The following is a 17897-nucleotide window of genomic DNA, read 5'->3' on the forward strand; positions in this document are numbered from 1 at the left end:
CCCGTATTACTGGCCCTTCCTGGGCCGGCGCAGGAGAGCCCGCACACCGCGCCCTCGCGGCGAACCGCTAATGCCGCAGCGCCCAGCCCCGCTCCCGCAGCGCGGCACTCAGCACCGGCGCCGCCTTCGGCTCCACCATCAGCTGCACCAGGCCGGCCTGCTGCCCGGTCGCATGTTCGATGCGTACGTCCTCGACGTTGACCCCCGCCATCCCGGCATCGGCGAAGATGCGGGCGAGCTGTCCTGGCTGGTCGTCGATGAGGACGGCCACGACCTCGTAGGCACGCGGCGCCGAGCCGTGCTTGCCGGGAACACGGACCTGGCCGGCGTTCCCGCGCCGCAGGACGTCCGCGATCCCGTCGGCGCCCTCGCGGCGCTTCTCCTCGTCGGAGGACTGGAGGGCGCGCAGGGCCTGGACCGTCTCGTCGAGGTCGGCGGAGACGTCCGCGAGGAGGTCGGCGACCGGGCCCGGGTTGGCGGACAGGATGTCGATCCACATCGCCGGGTCGGAGGCGGCGATCCGCGTCACGTCACGGATGCCCTGGCCACAGAGGCGTACGGCCGTCTCCTCGGCGTGCTCCAGGCGCGCGGCGACCATGCTGGACACCAGATGCGGCATGTGCGAGACGAGCGCGACGGCCCGGTCGTGCGCGTCCGCGTCCATGACGACGGGTACGGCACGGCAGTACGACACGAGTTCGAGGGCGAGGTTGAGCACCTCGGTGTCCGTGTCCCGGGTGGGCGTCAATACCCACGGGCGCCCTTCGAAGAGGTCCCCGGTGGCGGCCAGCGGCCCCGACTTCTCGCGGCCCGACATGGGGTGCGAGCCGATGTACGACGAGAGGTCGAGGCCGAGCGCCTCCAGCTCCCGGCGCGGGCCGCCCTTGACGCTCGCCACGTCGAGGTAGCCGCGGGCCACCCCGCGCCGCATGGCGTCCGCGAGGGTCACGGCCACATGTGCGGGCGGCGCGGCCACGATCGCGAGGTCGACGCGACCGTCCGGCGCCTCGTCGGTACCTGCGCCGAGCGCGGCCGCCGTACGAGCCTGCTCCGGGTCGTGGTCGGCGAGGTGGACCACGACGCCGCGAGCCACGAGGGCCAGGGCGGCCGACGTACCGATCAGTCCGGTGCCGATGACGAGGGCGGTTCTCACTGGGCGATGTCCTTGCGGAGTGCGCCCGCGGCGCCGAGGTAGACGTGCGCGATGTCGGCGCGGGGCTTGTCGGACTCGATGTGCGCGAGGACTCGTACGACTCGGGGCATTGCGCCTTCGATCTCCAGTTCCTGCGCGCAGATCAGCGGCACGTCGACGATGCCGAGCCCCCGCGCGGCGGCCGCCGGGAAGTCGCTGTGCAGATCGGGCGTCGCGGTGAACCAGATGCTGATCAGGTCATCGGTGGTGAGGCCGTTCCGCTCCAGGACGGCGGTGAGCAGCTCGCTGACCTGCTCGTCCATGTGGCCGGCCTCGTCCCGCTCCAGTTGGACGGCGCCCCGGACCGCTCGTACCGCCACGGTGATGCTCCTTGCTGATGTACGTATACGTCTTGTCACACCAGCGTAGTCAGCCCGCAACGCGCGGGTGCGCGGCGCCCGGCTGACGAGACGGGGGCCGCGCACGCACCGCGAGGTGTCAGACCTGCTGCGCCTTGATGAGGTCCTCCAGGGAGGCGGCCGGCAGCACGCCGTTCGGGCTCAGCTTGTCGACCGCCCGGGGCAGGGTCTGGGCGATCGCCCCCGCGGCCTGGTCCGAGGTGACCCCGGCCTGTTCGGCGACCTGCTTGAGCGTCTCGTCGGGCAGCGCCTGCTGGATCTGCGCGCCGGTCACGGGCTGGTTCTCGCCGGTGCCGACCCAGGAGTCCTTCTGCGCGGTGAGCCCGGACCTGGTGAGCATCTCCAGAAGTCCGCCCAGCGGGTTGCCGCCGCCCGAACCGCTGCTCGAACCGGTGCCCGAACCGCCGGCCAGGGACTGGAGCAGCGCCCCCAGGATGCCCGCGCCGGAACCACCGGACGTACTGCCCTGGCCTCCGCCGAGGAGACCGCCGAGCAGGCTGCCGAGATCGTTACCCGCCATGGTCACGCCTTTCAGGAGTGCGGCCGGGTGCAGGTCACCGCCCGGCCTCGAACTCTGCCAATGTCACTCGAATTGCCCTATTCCGCCACTTGTAGTGAGAACGCACCTGTGCGCCTCTGGACGCCGGGGCGCGGATCCGCTCTCATGGCCGGGAGACTCGCCTCGGGGGAGGCCCGCATGGCCCGAATGAAGCGTCCAGGACCCCTTGTCACCCTGCTCGCGGGACTGGTGCTCGGCTTGTTCCTGCTGTCGCTCAACGCGACGACGGGGACGAAGAGCGCGTCGTCCTATCAGGAGGAGGTGCCCGCCGCGACCGCCTCGCCGAGCGCGACACCCAGCCCGGCACCCAGCGCGAGCAAGCCGTCCCCGTCGCCGACACCGTCGAGGACCGCGCAGCCCAACGCCGACTACGCGGGCCGTACCGACGACGACTCCTCGGCGATCGCGGTCTCCGTGCGCGACGGCAAGGCGATCGCGTACTTCTGCGACGGCCACGACAAGGAGTCGTGGCTGAAGGGCGCCGTCAAGGACGACGGCACCATGAAGCTGACCGGCAAGCAGGGCGCCGAACTGAACGGCACGCTCCAGGACGGCAGGCGGATCCGCGGCACGGTCGACCTGAACGGGCAGCGCTACGGTTTCACCGCCGACAAGGCGGTCAAGCCGTCCGGGCTCTACCGGGCGACGGCCACCGTGCGTGGCGCCAAGGTCGACGGCGGCTGGATCGTGCTTCCCGGCGGCGATCAGGTCGGCATCCTCAAGCGCGACGACAAGCCCTCACCGGCGCCCGAGATCGACCCGTCGACCGGCGTCGTGACGATCGACGGCGAGCAGCTCACCGCCCGGCCCGTCATCCCCTGACCCCCGCTCGTCCCCATCATCCGACCCCCGCTGCCGCAGGGAGCCGTTCATGACCGTGGATCCGAACGCCGCCACCCGGGGCTTCCCGACTCCCCCGCCCGCCCACGGCCGTCCACACCCGGCCCGCTATCTCGTCCCGGCCCTGGTCGCCGCGGCGGTGGCGGTCGGTCTCGGCGTGTACGGCAAGGTCCACGACCCCGCGGGCACCGCCTTCAACCTCGCCGGCTTCAGCAGCACGGGCGCCGTGAAGTCCTGGCTCGCGACGGTGGCGTTCACCTTCGCGCTCGTCCAGGTCGTCTCGGCGTTCATGGTGTACGGGAAGCTGCCGGGGCCGGGTTGGTCGGCGGCGCTGCACCGCTGGTCGGGGCGGATCGCGTTCCTCGTGGCGGTGCCGGTCGCGGTGCACTGCCTGTACGCGCTCGGCTACCAGACGTACGAATCGCGCGTTTTGTGGCACTCTCTCCTGGGCTGCTTCTTCTTCGGTGCCTTCAGTGCCAAGATGCTGCTGCTCCGTTCGGAGCGACTGCCCGGCTGGCTGCTGCCGATCATCGGCGGACTCGTGTTCACCGTCCTCACCGTCATCTGGCTGACGTCCGCCCTCTGGTTCTTCCGCACCTTCGGAGTGACAACATGACCCATCGACCGACGCGGCGCACGGTTCTCCTCACGAGCGGCGCGGCAGCTCTCGTCGCGGGCTGCAGCGAGTACGGCGGCAGCAGCGACTCGGCGTCCGCCGGCGCCTCCGCCGGACAGGAACTGGCGAAGACGACCGACATCCCGGTCGGCGGCGGCAAGATCTTCAAGGACGCGCAGGTCGTGGTGACCCAGCCGGAGAAGGACCAGTTCAAGGCCTTCTCCAACATCTGCACCCACCAGCTGTGCCCGGTGGCAAATGTCTCGGACGGCACCATCAACTGCACCTGCCACGGCAGCAAGTTCAGCATCCAGGACGGCTCGGTGGCCCACTCCCCGGCGACACAGCCGCTGCCCGAGAAGCAGATCAAGGTCGAGGGAAATTCGATCACCCTGGCGTGAGGCCGGCACGTACGCTCCGGACATGGACTCCGAGGCCCTGGTGCGCGACCACACGATCTACTCCTGCGTGATGGGTTCGCGCGCCTTCGGCCTGGCCACGGACACGAGCGACACGGACCGCCGGGGCGTGTTCCTCGCCCCGACCCCGCTCTTCTGGCGCTTCGAGAAGCCGCCGACCCATGTCGAGGGCCCGGCGGAGGAGCAGTTCAGCTGGGAGCTGGAGCGCTTCTGCGAGCTGGCCCTGCGCGCGAACCCGAACATCCTGGAGTGCCTGCACTCCCCTGTCGTGGAGCACGTCGACGACACGGGCCGCGAACTCCTCGCCCTGCGCGAGGCGTTCCTGTCCCGGCGGGCTCACGAGACGTTCACCCGCTACGCGCTCGGCCAGCGCAAGAAGCTGGAGGCGGACGTACGCCGGCACGGCGCCCCGCGCTGGAAGCACGCCATGCACCTCCTCCGCCTGCTGATGAGCTCCCGTGACCTGCTGCGCACCGGCGAGCTCACGATCGACGTCGGCGACCAACGCGAGCCGCTGCTCACGGTGAAGCGGGGCGAGGTCCCCTGGCCGCGGTTCGAGACCTGGATGACCCGGCTGGGGACGGAGGCCGACGAGGCGGCCGGCCGCAGCCCGCTCCCCGCCGAGCCGGACCAGGCACGCGTCGAGGACTTCCTGGTCCGCACCCGCCGCGCCTCAGCCTTCGCCGTGCCCCCGAAAGCCCTCCAGCCGGACCCGCACGACGAACGCGTGCAGGGCGTCGTACACGGACGGAGCGTCCGGCAGCGCTGACACGCCCTGCGCCTCGTCCAGCAGACCCTGCAGCCGCTCGACATCGGCCTCCACGCGCGCGCGGCGTACGTCCGCGGTCCCGTGCTCCCGCTCCGCCTTCGCGGCGATCAGGTCCGGCAGGTAGGCGGGGGCCTCGGTCTCCCCGATGAGCGTGCGCAGATCGGCCTGCACCTCACCACTGCGCATCAGGTGGATACCGGTGAGCAGCACACGGAACGTGTAGAGCAGCGGCTTGAGTTCGCCGGTCTTCTCGAAGAGCCGCCACTGCGTGGTCGCACGTTGACATCAGCCGCTCCGCGGCGGGCCCGGTAGTGGTGGGCGTGATGGCTGGTGAGGACGCCGGGGGCGAGGGCGGCCAGTTCCCGGTGGGCGTCCGTGGTGTGCACGACCAGCGGCGAGAGCAGCTGCTCCAGGACATAGCCGTTGCGGCGCAGCATCAGTCGTACGAACTTGCGGAGGTCGTGGGTGACCAGGTCCATCTCGATCCCGTTCTGCTCCCACATCCGGGACCGGGTCTCGTCCGGGTCGCGCAGCCCGACCAGTTCGGCCGTCGGCAGGAGGTGCACGCCCCGCAGATCGACGTCCGAGTCACGCGACGGGAAATCCGTAGAGGTGCGCTCCGGAGACGGTGGCGAACAGCAGCGGGTCGGGCTGTTCGGACACCACTGCCTTCAGGTCGATGTCGAGAAGATCGGTCATCCCTCAAGCGTCCCAGAGCGCTCCCAGCGACATGAGGTCGCCCTGGTACTCGATACGGTCGGCCCACGAGGTCGGCCACGCGTCCGAACCGTGGTACGCCCCCGCGAAGGCGCCGGTCAGGCACGCGATGGAGTCGGAGTCGCCGGAGGTGCAGGCGGCCCGGCGCAGGGCGGTGAGGGGTTCGTCCACGAACATCAGGAAGCACAACAGGCCGGTGGCGAGCGCCTCTTCGGCGACCCAGCCCCCGCCGGTGGCGAGGCACGGGTCGGCCTCGGGCGAGACCGTGCGCAGTGCGTGCCTGAGGTGGTCAAGGGTCTCCAGGCACTCGTCCCAGCCGCGCCCGATGAAGTGCTCCGCCGTGGGGTCCTGGCCTCGGGTCCACAGGTCGCCGAGCCAGCGGGAGTGGTAGTTGTGGCGGTTCTCGTACGCGTACGAGCGCAGCCGGCCGACCAGCCCCACCGGCTCGGTTCCGTTGGCGAGGAGCCAGATCGCGTGCGCGGTGAGGTCGGCGGCGGCGAGCGCCGTGGGGTGCCCGTGGGTGAGGGCGGCCTGCAACTGGGCGGCGCCCGCGCGCTGTTCCTCGCTCAGCCCGCGCACCAGCCCGACGGGCGCCACCCGCATGTTGGCGCCGCACCCCTTGGAGCCGATCTGGCTGGCCTCCCGCCAGGGGCGCTTCTCGTTCTTCAGGAGGTTGCAGGCGACGAGGCAGGTGCGGCCGGGGGCGCGGTTGTTGTCGGGCGACTGGTACCAGTCCACGAACTCCTCGCGCACCGGCCGTTCCATCCGCAGCGGGCCGAGCAGGCCGCGGTCCATCGCCGTCCGCAGGCCGCGCGCCAGTGCCAGCGTCATCTGGGTGTCGTCCGTGACGATCGCGGGCCTGGGCAGCTCCATCTCGCGCCAGGGACCGCACTTGGCGAGAATCGCCGGCACGGAGTTGAACTCGGTCGGGAACCCCATCGCGTCGCCGAGGGCGAGACCGAGCAGGGATCCGGTGGCGGCACGTTTCGCGAGCGTCGTGGTGGTCATGTGGGTCGTCCTTCCTGGGTGGGACGCAGCAGGGGCGGGTGCAGAGTGGTGGCGCCGCCCGCGCGGTAGAGCGCGGCGGGTTTGCCGCGGCCCCCGGTGAGGCGCGCGGCACCCGGGACCTGGTCGACGAAGCCCGGCGTGGCAAGCACCTTGCGCCGGAAGTTGGGCCGGTCGAGCGCCGTTCCCCACACGGTCTCGTACACCTGCCGCAGCTCTCCGAGGGTGAACTCGGGCGGGCAGAAGGACGTGGCGAGACAGCTGTACTCGAGCTTGGCGCCGACGCGTTCGTGGGCGTCGGCGAGGATCCGGTCGTGATCGAAGGCGAGCGGATCGAGCGCGTTGTACCGCAGCCACTGGGCCTGCGCCGCGTCACCGCCGCCGTGCGGCTCGGGAGGGTCCGCGAGCAGCGCGGCGAAGGCGACGGAGACGACGCGCATCCTGGGGTCGCGGCGGGGCTCGCTGTACGTCCGCAGCTGTTCGAGGTGGAGCCCGGAGATGTCCGACAGGCCGGTCTCCTCGGCGAGTTCGCGCCGCGCCGCCGTCTCCGCCGACTCGTGCGGCAGCACGAAACCGCCGGGCAGCGCCCAGCGGCCCAGGTAGGGCTCCTGCCCGCGCTCGACGAGCAGCACCTGGAGGGCGCCCGCACGGACCGTCAGGACGGCCAGGTCGACGGTGACGGCGAAGGGCTCGAACGCGTACTTGTCGTAGCCCTCGGGTGCGTTGCCGCCAGGCGCTCGACCTTCCCGTGCGAGCACGTCCGCCCACCCCCTGTTTATGGTCAGGACGACTAATAGTCATCACGACTATAAGTGAGGTGAGCGAGCTCACACAACCCTTCAAGTGGGCTGATTCGAGCGTCTGTCGGCGGGTCGGGACAGTGGCGACACCGCCACCGGCGCTCCCGCCACAAGGGCCCCACGCCCTTGCTCCGGTGAGGTCAAGGAAGGCAGGCGAGACCCGGCCCGGCAAGGAATCGCGGCGGGCTCGGGCGCCGCCCCAGGAAGGCCAGCAGCCGGTCCTCGGGCCGGGACCAGGACGACGGCACGCCCACCGCTTCGGCGAAACGCCCACCCCGGTCCGCGTCCGCCACGAAGCACCGCGCCACAGGAAGCAGTTCGGTCGCGAGCGCCGGCGGAATCGGCCGCGGCCGCCCGCACGCCTGCGCGACGTCCCATCCGTGTACGGCGATCTCGACGGCGCCGACGGACGCCAGAAGCCCGAGATCCAGCAACCGGTCCCCCACTCCCACCGAAGGCTCGGCCGACGGCACCTCGTCGGACATCACCGCCCAGGCGCCGAGCAGCGCGCACGCCCGCCTCCGGAAGGCACACACGGGATCGGCGGCCCACGGCGAGGGGCACAGGCCGACGCGCCCTGCGGCGACCCCTTCGTAGAGCGCGTCCACCGAGTCGTCGAGGTGCCCGAGCAACTCCCCCAGGTCCCACCGGGCGCACGGCGTGGGCCGCCCCAGACTCCCCGGCGCCACGACGGCGACGCTGCCCAGCGCGTACGCGAGCGACCGTTCCAGCAGCTCCGCGGAGTTCACGTCGACACATCCGTCCCAGAGGCCCTCAGAGGCTCCTCGGGCGCGTTTCCCGGCCCACCGGGCCCGGAGTGCGGCGGACGGCGCACACGGCCCTCCAGGGCCGTCAGGCACGTACGTGTGACACTCAAGTGCAAGCAGCCCCGCCCGGCGTACCCCTCGTACGACCGCCGGGCCGGCGGACACGTCTCCCTCGTGGCGCCCATCGCGCGCCCCCTTCCCTCACCGGTACAGACCCCCGGCGAGCGGAAAACGCATCGGCCGGTCCCGGGGCAATCCCGGAACCGGCCGAAACGACGGGCACCCCTACGGGCGCCCCAGGGCACTCCTAGAGGTCGACCTCCTGCATGAGCATGCCGACCTCGGTGTTCGAAAGGCGGCGCAGCCAGCCGGACTTCTGGTCGCCGAGGGCGATCGGGCCGAAGGAGACGCGCACCAGCTTGTCGACCGGGAAGCCGGCCTCCGCGAGCATGCGGCGCACGATGTGCTTGCGGCCCTCGTGCAGGGTCACCTCGACCATGTAGTTCTTGCCGGTCTGCTCGACGACACGGAAGTGGTCCGCCTTCGCGTACCCGTCCTCCAGCTGGATGCCGTTCTTGAGCTGCTTGCCCAGGTCGCGCGGGATCGGACCCACGATGTGCGCGAGGTAGACCTTCTTCACGCCGTACTTGGGGTGGGTCAGGCGGTGCGCCAGTTCACCGTGATTGGTGAGCAGGATGACGCCCTCGGTCTCGGTGTCGAGCCGCCCTACGTGGAAGAGCCGCGTCTCGCGGTTCGTCACGTAGTCGCCGAGGCACTGACGGCCCTCGGTGTCCTCCATGGTCGAGACGACACCGGAGGGCTTGTTCAGCGAGAAGAACTGGTACGACTGCGTGGCCACGGTCAGCCCGTCGACCTTGATCTCGTCCTTCTCCGGGTCGACGCGCATGCCCTGCTCGACGACGATCTCGCCGTTGACCTCGACCCGGGAATGCTCGACCAGCTCCTCACAGGCACGCCGCGAGCCATAGCCCGCGCGCGCGAGCACCTTCTGCAGGCGCTCGCCCTCCTCCTCCGCCCCGGGGTGCGTCTTGGGCGTCTTGATCTCCGGCTTGCCCGCGTACCGGTCCCGGTTGCGCTCCTCGGCCCGCGTCTCGAACTCGCGGGAACGCGCGGGCTCCGTACGGCCGCCGCGCTGCTGGCCCTGCTTGGGACCGCCCTTGGCGCCGCCGCGGGCCGCGTTGCCGCGACCGGACTTCGGTCCCTCGTGGGACGCGGCGGGTCCTACGTCGTAGCGGCGCTCCTCGGGACGGGGCTTGCCGGCGCGCTTCGGCTGCTCGTCGCGCCCTCCCGCGCTCCTCGGCTGGGAGCCGCCCGCACCGGTACCCCGGGCGCTGCCACTCCCACCGGTCCCGCGAGAGTTACCCGCACCGGTCCCGCGAGAGCTGCCGCCCCCACCGGCTCCGCGGGGACTGCCGCCCCCACTGGCCCCGCGAGAGCTGCCACCCCCACCGGTCCCGCGGGAGCTGCCGCCTCCACCGGACCCGCGCGGGTTACCGCCCCCGCCGGTCCCGCGGGGGGTGCCGCGCCCGCTGTTCCTGCCACTACCGCTGCCACTGCTTCGCATCAAAGTTCCGTCGTCGTCGTGTCGTCTGCATCTGCATCCGGTGCGTCCGGATCGAACGACGGGACCCCTTCCAGCGTCTCTGCTTCGATCGCGTCCGCCTCTGGGAGGAAGGGCGCGAGCTCCGGGAGCTCGTCCAGGCCGCGCAGGCCCATTCGCTCCAGGAAGTAGTTCGTCGTCCTGTACAGGATCGCACCTGTTTCGGGTTCCGTGCCCGCCTCCTCGACCAGACCGCGCTGCAGGAGGGTGCGCATCACGCCGTCACAGTTCACTCCGCGGACCGCCGAGACCCTGGATCGGCTGACCGGCTGGCGGTACGCGACGACCGCCAGGGTCTCCAGGGCGGCCTGGGTGAGCCGGGCCTGCTGCCCGTCCAGGACGAAGCGTTCGACGGCCGTCGCGTACTCGGGCCGGGTGTAGAACCGCCATCCGCCCGCGATGAGCCGCAGCTCGAAGCCGCGTCCCTGGACGGTGTACTCGTCGGCCAGCTCACGCAGCGCGTCCGCGATCCGCCGCTTCGGCCGCTCCAGGATCTTCGAGAGGTGCTCCACGGTCGCGGGTTCGTCCACGACCATGAGTACGGCCTCCAGGGCGGGCTTGAGATCGAGGTCGGCGACGGTGCGCGGCCCGGCCGGGATCTCGGTGGTGTCCTCGCTCACGCCTTCTTCTCCTCCTTGGGCACCTCGGGCGGCCGGTCGAACTCGTCCGTCACCTTCGGCTGCTCGTCACTGTCCCCACCGGTCCAGCGCACGACCAGCTCCTCGAGGGCCTCGTCCTGGTCCAGCGACACGGCCTTCTCGCGGTACAGCTCCAGCAAGGCGAGAAAGCGGGCCACGACGGTCAGGGTGTCGTCGGTGTCGTCGACCAGGTCACGGAAACTGGCCGCCCCCAGCTCCTTCAGCCGCGCCACTATGATCCCCGCCTGCTCCTGCACACTGACCAGCGGCGCGTGGATGTGGTCGACGTACACCTGCGGCTTGGGTCTGGGCTGCATCGCCTTCACGGCGAGCTTCGCGAACCCCTCCGCCCCGATGCTGATGACCACCTCGGGCAGCAGCTCGGCGTGATGGTCCTCCAGCCCGACGGTACGGGGATAGCGGCGAGCCTCCTCCACCAGACGGGCGTTGAAGATGTCAGCGATCTGCTTGTACGCGCGGTACTGCAGGAGCCGCGCGAAGAGCAGGTCCCGGGCTTCCAGGAGCGCCAGATCCCCCTCGTCCTCGACCTCGGCCGACGGCAGCAGCCGCGCCGCCTTGAGATCGAGCAGGGTGGCCGCGACGACGAGGAACTCGGTCATCTGGTCGAGATCCCAGTCCGGCCCCATCGCCCGGATGTGCGCCATGAACTCGTCGGTGACACGCGACAACGCCACTTCCGTGACGTCCATCTTGTGCTTCGAGATCAGCTGAAGCAGGAGGTCGAAGGGCCCCTCGAAGTTCGCGAGCCGCACCTTGAACACACCGTCATCGGGCTCGGCGACGGCCTCGGGCGCAGATGCGGCAAGGATCTCAAGCCCGGCGGAAGTCTCGGGCTCGGGCTCGACAAAAACTTCGGGCTCAGGCTCGACGAAGACTTGGGGCTCAGGCTCGGCATGAGCCTCGGATACGGCGGGAACCGCGGCCTCTACGGGAGCCTCGGGCTCGACCTCCGCCGCCGGCACCCCCGGCTCCTCGCCCGGAGGCGGAGCCGCACCAGGCCCCCGCCCCAGAACACGCCGACGGCCGGCGCCGGGGCCGGAGGCGGGAACGGAAGCGTCATACGAGGGCATAGCGCTCGCAGGCTACCTCCTAGCGCCCACGAAGCCGTCGTACGAGAATGCTCGCGTCCCCACGGGATTCGAGATCGGCGAGCACGACGGCGACCGCCTCGCGGACGATCCGCCCGCGGTCGACGGCGAGACCGTGCTCACCGCGGAGCACGAGGCGGGCGTGCTCAAGATCGATGAGTTCCTCGGCGGACACGTACACGGTGATCTTCTCGTCGTGCCGCTCCCGCCCGCTGGGCCGGCGCCCCTGCCCCTGGCCCCGGCGCTTGCGCGACTGCCCGGCGGCAGAACCTTCCTGCGCCGCCTGACCTGGCCCGGAGCGCTCCGGACCGGCACCCCGGCTGCGGGAGCCCCCCGCGCCGGAATCAGCGGCGACGTGTTCGTCGCCCTCGCCGTCGCCGCCCTGGACGGGAACCGACTGTGGCGCGTCGTCCCCGGCGGCAGCCGAGTCGCTCTCGCCCGCAGGACCCGGCACCCGGGCCTCGCCGTTCGTCCGGCGTGACGGCGAGGACGACTGGAGCGCCATCCCCCCGGTGGTACGGAACAGTTCGTCGGCCCCCGGCAGACTCACTCGGCGTGACACCGGGCGAGCACCTCCCTGGCGAGCTGACGATAAGCGGCGGCACCGACGGAGTTGGAGGCGTACGTGGTGATCGGCTCACCGGCGACGGTGGTCTCCGGGAAGCGCACCGTGCGCCCGATGACCGTGTGGTAGACGTGATCGTCGAACGCCTCGACCACCCGCGCGAGCACCTCACGGCTGTGCACCGTGCGGGAGTCGTACATCGTGGCGAGGATGCCGTCGAGCTCCAGCTCGGGGTTGAGCCGCTCCTGGACCTTCTCGATGGTCTCGGTGAGCAGCGCGACACCGCGCAGTGCGAAGAACTCGCACTCCAGGGGCACGATCACCTTGTGGGCCGCCGTCAGGGCGTTGACGGTGAGCAGTCCGAGCGAGGGCTGACAGTCGATCAAGATGTAGTCGTAGTCAGCCATCAGCGGCTTCAGTGCGCGCTGGAGCGAGGACTCACGTGCGACCTCGCTCACCAGCTGCACCTCGGCGGCGGACAGGTCGATGTTGCTGGGCAGCAGGTCCATGTTCGGGACCGCTGTCTTCAGGAGTACGTCGTCGGCCGCCATGCCCCGCTCCATGAGCAGGTTGTAGACGGTGAGGTCGAGCTCCATCGGGTTGACGCCGAGACCGACCGAGAGCGCGCCCTGCGGGTCGAAGTCGACGAGCAGGACCCGGCGTCCGTACTCCGCGAGCGCGGCACCCAGGTTGATGGTCGACGTGGTCTTGCCGACGCCGCCCTTCTGGTTGCACATCGCGACGATGGTCGCGGGGCCGTGATCGGTCAGCGGGCCCGGGATCGGGAAGTACGGCAGCGGACGTCCGGTCGGACCCACGCGCTCACGGCGCTGACGGGCCGCGTCGGGCGCGAGCGTGGCCGCGTACTCGGGATCGGGCTCGTACTCGGCGTCGGGGTCGTAGAAGTGCCCCTCGGGCAGTTCGTCGAAGTCGGCGAAGTGGGTGCGGTTCTCGCCACTTCCGTTGCCGGCCATGGCGTTCACGTGATGGCCATCCATGCTCGGGTGTGCTGTCTGAGTCATCCGGGGACTCTTCTGGGCTGCGAAGGTGCGGACAGCGACGGAGCCGACAGCCTCGAGCCCCGTGGGGCCCTGGCCCCGCGTCGGCATTCCTGGTTGACCACCCCCGGGAGTAAATGTCGACTCATTCACAAGTCGTCTTACCTCCTTGGTGACCAGGAAACTTCTCGATAGGTCAGCGTGGCACCATGCCGACGGTTGGCGACTCTATGGCGTGTCACCGGTCCGCAGCAACACAATCCGCCGGACCCGACCCGATGTGTCGGCAACCGAACACCCCTCTGTCAAGGGCGTAAGGCCGTCGCACAGTAGGTTTCACCGGTGTACGAATCGGCTAAAGAGTTACCTTCGCGGCGAGTTGAACGAGTGTCACAAAGTGACCCGACACACACCGGGCCGGACCTTGTCGGGCAAGGTCCGGCCCGGTGTGCGGTGTTGACGAGCCGTGTTGACGTATCGCCTTTTTACCCGTTGATGACTTAGCCGAGCAAGGACTCAAGCTCGACGTGCTCAAGGCCGTGCGCCTCGGCGACCTCGCGGTAAACCACCTTGCCGTCATGAGTGTTGAGACCCTTGGCGAGGGCGGCGTCACGGCGCAGCGCCTCGACCCAGCCGCGGTTCGCGAGCTCCACGATGTACGGAAGCGTGGCGTTGGTGAGCGCGTACGTCGACGTGTTCGGCACGGCGCCCGGCATGTTGGCGACGCAGTAGAAGACCGAGCTGTGGACCGGGAAGGTCGGCTCGGCGTGGGTGGTCGGACGCGAGTCCTCGAAGCAGCCACCCTGATCGATCGCGATGTCGACAAGAACACTTCCCGGCTTCATCCGCGAAACAAGTTCGTTGGTGACGAGCTTCGGCGCCTTGGCGCCCGGGACGAGGACGGCACCGATGACGAGATCGGCGTCCAGGACGGCCTTCTCCAGCTCGAACGAGTTGGACATGATCGCCCGGACCTTGGTGCCGAAGACCTTGTCCGCCTCGCGCAGCTTGTTGATGTCGCGGTCGAGCAGGGTGACGTGGAAGCCCATGCCGACGGCGATCTGCGTGGCGTTCCAGCCGGAGACACCGCCGCCGATGACGACGGCCCGCGCGGGCTGCGTGCCGGGGACGCCACCGGGGAGCACACCACGACCGCCGACCGAGCGCATCAGGTGGTAGGCGCCGACCTGCGGAGCCAGCCGGCCCGCGACCTCCGACATCGGGGCGAGCAGCGGCAGCGCGCGACCGGGCAGCTCGACGGTCTCGTACGCGATCGCCGTGGTACCGGACTCGACGAGCGCGTCCGTGCACGCCTTGGAGGCGGCCAGGTGCAGGTAGGTGAAGAGCGTCTGGTCCTTGCGGAGGCGGTGGTACTCCTCCGCGATGGGCTCCTTGACCTTGAGCAGCAGGTCGGCGGCGGCCCAGACCTCGTCGGCGGTGGCGAGGATCCGCGCACCGGCGGCGACGAACTCGTCGTCCGTGATCGAGGAGCCGAGACCGGCGTTCTGCTCGATGAGGACCTGGTGGCCGTGGCGCACCAGCTCGTGCACGCCGGCGGGGGTGATGGCCACCCGGAACTCGTTGTTCTTGACCTCGCGGGGGATGCCGACCAACACGTCGATCACGGTCCTTGGCTCAGAGGGTTCTGGGGCTGTGCATGCCGAGGCGGTGCGAGCCGGGGCATTGCATGTCATACCCGACGTACGCGAGCACACCGGGAGACACCACGAAAGGACGCGGCGGAGCCAGTCTAATGAAGGGATTCCCTCTGTCTAGCCTTTCAATGCATCAATCTTCTTCGGATGTACTACGGATTTCGCAGGCGTTAGCGTCTTGTTCCCTGGTTGATGCGCTCTCCGGGAGCTCGTCACCCAGCATTCGCTCGGCCGCACCCCGGTGCAGCCGGGCGGCCGCCGGGTCGCCGAGCCGGTCCAGGGTGTCGGCCAGCCGGAGCTGCAACGCGGCCTGCAGTCGTACGTCGTCCGCGCGGCGCGCCCACTCGGCCGCCTCCTGGCAGGTGCGCAGCGACTCCTCGGGCCGCCCGGCGTACTCCTGGACACGTGCCAGCTCGCTCAACGCCCTTGCCTGGGCGGCCACATCGCCGTTCTTGCGGTGTCCGGTGACGGCTGCCCGCCAGTTGCGCAGCGCCTCGCCGTAGCGGCCCGCGTAGGTGTGCGCGGTGGCGATACGGCCGTACAGCCGGGCGGCGTCCACGCGCTCGTCGCGCGCGAGCCGCTCGGCGAGCGCCCGCCCGTACCAGTCCGCGGCCCGGTCATAGTCCCCGAGCTCCTGGTGGGCGCCGCCTACGGATTCCATCGCGCGACCGGTCGCATACGGGTCGTTCGCCTCGCGTCCGGCGTTGAGCGCGGCCCGGTAGCGGGCCAGCGCCTCGGGCGTACGGCCGGTCTGCGCGTCCAGATCCGCGAGGTTCAGCAGGGCCGCGGCCATCTCGCGCGGCAGTTTCCGGCGCTCGGCGACATCCAGGACGAGCCGGTGGATGCCGTACAACTCGGGAGCGGCGGCCTGCGTACCGATGTGCGCGACCATCGCCCGTACCAGCGCGGCCATCAGGCGGCGGGCCAGGGTGTCCAGCTCGCCGTCGGCGACCGCGAGCCGGGCCGAGGCGAGCAGCGCGGGCTGCCGGATGCGCAGCCAGTCGGCGGCGGCCCGCGGGTTCGGGAAGCGCAGGGCGCGGGGCATTCCGGCGAGCTTCTCGCGGGCGGGCGAGCTGTCGGTCTCGGTGATGGCGCGGCAGGACGCCAGCAGCCGTACGGTCCGCTCCAGCATCCGGGCGCGGGCCAGCTGGAGCTCGGCGGGGCGGTCGTGGGTCTCGGTGAGGGCGCTCAGCAGCGGTTGCAGGCAGCCGGGCACCTCGTACTGCGGCAGCGGCGACCGGACGGACCGCAGGAGGCCGAGGCGGGTGAAGTCGTCCAGGGTGGTGCGCGCGGCGTTCACCGAGCAGCCGGCGAGCGCGGACGCGGTGTGCGGGTCGACCAGACCGGCCGGGGCGAGTGAGAGCAGCCGCAGTATCCGCGCGGCGGCGCTGGGCAGCGAGGCGTAGGTGAGCCGGAACATGCGGGACAGCGGCGAGCCCTCGTCACCCTCGGTACGCAGGTGTTTGGCGAGGTCGGCGACGGCCGACTGGGGACGGGACGCGAGCCAGCCGCCGGCGAGCACCAGGGCGGCGGGCTGGCCGGCGCACAGCTCGACCAGGTTTTCGGCGGAGAACGGGTCGACGGTGATGCGCACCGCGCCGGTGAAGCGGCCGAGCAGTTCGAGTGCGGACGTGGTGTCCAGGCCGCCCAGGGTGCAGGGGCGGACATCCGCGATGCCGGTCAGCGGTCCGCCGGACACGGCGACGACCAGGCAGTCCGGCGTGTCCGGCAGCAGGGCGTCGACCTGTTCGGCGTCGGCCGCGTCGTCCAGCACGAGCAGGACGCGGCGGACGGCGAGTGCCTCGCGCAGCGCCTCGCCGAGGTCGTCGGCGTCCGCGCCGGGCGGTGTGGGCCGCTCCAGGGCGGTGAGCAGCTCCCGTGCGGTGCGCTCGGTGGGCACCGGGGTGCCGTCGGGTTCGGTGAGCCGGGCGCGCAGCACGCCGTCGGGGTAACTCTCGGCGACCTGCTCCGCGAGCTCCTCGGCGAGCGCGGTGCGCCCCGAGCCGGGCTTGCCGGCGATGAGCAGCACGCGCGCGCGTGGCGCCTTGCGGCCCGAGAGGGTGTCAAGGCCTGCGCGCTCGATGTCGGCCCGGAGTTCCTTCAACTCCCGGGTGCGGCCTAGGAATTGGTCGCCGGGCTCCGCCTCCGCCGCCTGCTCGTCCGATGCGACCGCCTGCTCCGCCACCGTCACACTCCCTTCCCGCCGAGGGCGGGTTGTCGCAAGAGCACCACACGAACCCGCTGTAATCCGTATGCTGGCTGGGCACACACCCGAGTCCTGCAGGCACAATTCCGGCTGCGGCCGGTGGACCCGGTTTTTCGGGACGTCGACGGCGTGATGACCGCCGGGCTGAGATGCCCGAGCTGCGGGGCGCAGCCCATCGCCTCTGCACCCCTCGCAGGTGCTGGACGCGGTCTGGACATCGAGGCCATCGGTGCTCCCGAACTGCAAGCCTGTCGCTTCGGCTACGGGCAGTGGGCAGCCTAGTTCACGCAATGCGACGAACCGGGCAGAGCACAACCGAAAGGTCCCCCGATCGGATCATCCGACCGGGGGACCTTCGCTGTACGGCGTCTACACCTCGAAGGGGCGCGCCGGCCACGGCGCCTCCGCCGGGCGCAGTGTGTCGAGGCCGTCGCCGTGCTGCGCGGCGACCAGCGAAAGCACGCCGACGGCGAGGCAGTTGTTGTGCAGTTCTCCGGCGAGCACGCCCCGTACGAGCTCCTGGACGGGGATCCGGGCCAGCTCCATGTCGGCCTCTTCGTCCTCGACCTCGAAGCGGTCTCCCTCGGCCTCGGAGAGGTCGCGGGCCAGGAAGATGCGGACGGCCTCGTCGCAGCCACCGGGCGTGGGGTAGACGTCGGTGAGGACACGCCAGTTCTCGGCCTTGATGTGCGCCTCTTCGTAGAGCTCGCGCTGGGCCGCGTCCAGGGGGTTCTCGCCGGGGATGTCGAGAAGTCCGGCCGGGACCTCCCAGAGCTTGTGGCGCACGGGGTGGCGGTACTGGCGCAGCACCAGGACGCGGCCCTGTTCGTCGAGAGCGAGGATCGCCACGGAGCCGGGATGGACCTGGTAGTCACGGCGGACGACCGATCCGTCGGGCATGACCACGTCGTCCGTACGGACCGAGGTCTTGTTGCCGACGAAGGGGATCTCGCTCGCCCTGATCTCCCACTCCTCGGCGGTGTCCTTGATGGTCATGCCCTGTCCTCCCACACGTGCAAAAAGAAACCGGCCCCGCACAGGAAACCGTTACCGGTACCCGCA

General features: G+C 70.7%; 18 protein-coding genes and 1 pseudogene. 4 read left to right on the forward strand and 15 right to left on the reverse strand.

What is annotated here, in order from left to right; all coding sequences use genetic code 11:
* Nucleotides 1–67: 67 nt before the first annotated feature.
* The 3 genes from ACFWP7_RS21480 to ACFWP7_RS21490 all read right to left on the reverse strand — a co-directional run bounded on the left by ACFWP7_RS21480 (nt 68) and on the right by ACFWP7_RS21490 (nt 2071).
* Nucleotides 68–1153: a prephenate dehydrogenase gene (locus tag ACFWP7_RS21480; protein ID WP_384383145.1), complete on the reverse strand. Its 1086-nt coding sequence runs from the start codon at nt 1151–1153 to the stop codon at nt 68–70.
* Nucleotides 1150–1512 carry a chorismate mutase gene (aroH, locus tag ACFWP7_RS21485; RefSeq protein ID WP_384383146.1) on the reverse strand — a complete coding sequence of 121 codons (363 nt, stop codon included), beginning with the start codon at nt 1510–1512 and terminating at the stop codon, nt 1150–1152. Before aroH ends, ACFWP7_RS21480 begins: the two co-directional genes overlap by 4 nt.
* Before the next feature lie 118 nt (nt 1513–1630).
* Nucleotides 1631–2071, reverse strand: coding sequence for a YidB family protein (locus ACFWP7_RS21490; RefSeq protein WP_384383147.1), 441 nt, complete (start codon nt 2069–2071; stop codon nt 1631–1633).
* Between the two features lie 186 nt (nt 2072–2257).
* Between ACFWP7_RS21490 and ACFWP7_RS21495 the strand changes: the two genes are divergently transcribed.
* The 4 genes from ACFWP7_RS21495 to ACFWP7_RS21510 are packed head-to-tail and all read left to right on the forward strand — an operon-like array spanning nt 2258 to nt 4754.
* Complete coding sequence (locus ACFWP7_RS21495; RefSeq protein ID WP_384383193.1) at nt 2258–2932, forward strand: hypothetical protein; 675 nt, start codon at nt 2258–2260, stop codon at nt 2930–2932.
* 49 nt (nt 2933–2981) lie between these two features.
* A complete protein-coding gene (locus ACFWP7_RS21500; protein ID WP_384383148.1) occupies nt 2982–3566 on the forward strand; it encodes a DUF6529 family protein in 585 nt (194 codons plus the stop codon).
* The gene (locus ACFWP7_RS21505; RefSeq protein ID WP_384383149.1) at nt 3563–3967 is read left to right on the forward strand and encodes a Rieske (2Fe-2S) protein; all 405 of its coding nucleotides are present in this window, start codon (nt 3563–3565) and stop codon (nt 3965–3967) included. Before ACFWP7_RS21500 ends, ACFWP7_RS21505 begins: the two co-directional genes overlap by 4 nt.
* Before the next feature lie 22 nt (nt 3968–3989).
* A complete protein-coding gene (locus ACFWP7_RS21510; protein ID WP_384383150.1) occupies nt 3990–4754 on the forward strand; it encodes a DNA polymerase beta superfamily protein in 765 nt (254 codons plus the stop codon).
* Here the strand turns inward: ACFWP7_RS21510 and ACFWP7_RS21515 are convergent.
* The 12 genes and pseudogenes from ACFWP7_RS21515 to ACFWP7_RS21570 all read right to left on the reverse strand — a co-directional run bounded on the left by ACFWP7_RS21515 (nt 4659) and on the right by ACFWP7_RS21570 (nt 17831).
* Nucleotides 4659–5453, reverse strand: a pseudogene (locus ACFWP7_RS21515) (DNA polymerase beta superfamily protein). The gene ACFWP7_RS21510 and the pseudogene ACFWP7_RS21515 sit on opposite strands and share 96 nt — an antisense overlap.
* 3 nt (nt 5454–5456) lie before the next feature.
* Nucleotides 5457–6479, reverse strand: a complete 1023-nt coding sequence (locus ACFWP7_RS21520; protein ID WP_384383151.1) for an ADP-ribosylglycohydrolase family protein — start codon at nt 6477–6479, stop codon at nt 5457–5459.
* Nucleotides 6476–7234, reverse strand: coding sequence for an NUDIX domain-containing protein (locus tag ACFWP7_RS21525; protein WP_384383152.1), 759 nt, complete (start codon nt 7232–7234; stop codon nt 6476–6478). Before ACFWP7_RS21525 ends, ACFWP7_RS21520 begins: the two co-directional genes overlap by 4 nt.
* A gap of 182 nt (nt 7235–7416) precedes the next feature.
* Entirely contained in the window at nt 7417–8025 is a 609-nt protein-coding gene (locus ACFWP7_RS21530; RefSeq protein WP_384383153.1) for a TIGR03086 family metal-binding protein, read from the reverse strand.
* Between the two features lie 325 nt (nt 8026–8350).
* A complete protein-coding gene (locus ACFWP7_RS21535; protein WP_384383154.1) occupies nt 8351–9628 on the reverse strand; it encodes a pseudouridine synthase in 1278 nt (425 codons plus the stop codon).
* A complete protein-coding gene (gene scpB, locus ACFWP7_RS21540; protein ID WP_384383155.1) occupies nt 9628–10284 on the reverse strand; it encodes an SMC-Scp complex subunit ScpB in 657 nt (218 codons plus the stop codon). The genes ACFWP7_RS21535 and scpB overlap by 1 nt, the downstream gene beginning before the upstream one ends.
* Nucleotides 10281–11393 carry a segregation/condensation protein A gene (locus ACFWP7_RS21545; RefSeq protein ID WP_384383156.1) on the reverse strand — a complete coding sequence of 371 codons (1113 nt, stop codon included), beginning with the start codon at nt 11391–11393 and terminating at the stop codon, nt 10281–10283. The genes scpB and ACFWP7_RS21545 overlap by 4 nt, the downstream gene beginning before the upstream one ends.
* A gap of 19 nt (nt 11394–11412) precedes the next feature.
* Nucleotides 11413–11973, reverse strand: a complete 561-nt coding sequence (locus ACFWP7_RS21550) for a hypothetical protein (RefSeq protein WP_384383157.1) — start codon at nt 11971–11973, stop codon at nt 11413–11415.
* The gene (locus ACFWP7_RS21555; protein ID WP_384383158.1) at nt 11958–13085 is read right to left on the reverse strand and encodes a ParA family protein; all 1128 of its coding nucleotides are present in this window, start codon (nt 13083–13085) and stop codon (nt 11958–11960) included. The genes ACFWP7_RS21550 and ACFWP7_RS21555 overlap by 16 nt, the downstream gene beginning before the upstream one ends.
* Before the next feature lie 389 nt (nt 13086–13474).
* Complete coding sequence (gene ald, locus ACFWP7_RS21560; RefSeq protein ID WP_384383195.1) at nt 13475–14590, reverse strand: alanine dehydrogenase; 1116 nt, start codon at nt 14588–14590, stop codon at nt 13475–13477.
* Between the two features lie 172 nt (nt 14591–14762).
* Nucleotides 14763–16814 carry a tetratricopeptide repeat protein gene (locus ACFWP7_RS21565; protein WP_384383160.1) on the reverse strand — a complete coding sequence of 684 codons (2052 nt, stop codon included), beginning with the start codon at nt 16812–16814 and terminating at the stop codon, nt 14763–14765.
* 390 nt (nt 16815–17204) lie between these two features.
* On the reverse strand, nt 17205–17831 hold the full coding sequence (locus ACFWP7_RS21570) for an NUDIX domain-containing protein (RefSeq protein WP_384383162.1): 627 nt from the start codon (nt 17829–17831) through the stop codon (nt 17205–17207).
* Between the last annotated feature and the right edge of the window lie 66 nt (nt 17832–17897).

Origin of the sequence: Streptomyces sp. NPDC058470 (genome assembly GCF_042721055.1) — a bacterium.
Lineage (GTDB): Bacteria > Actinomycetota > Actinomycetes > Streptomycetales > Streptomycetaceae > Streptomyces.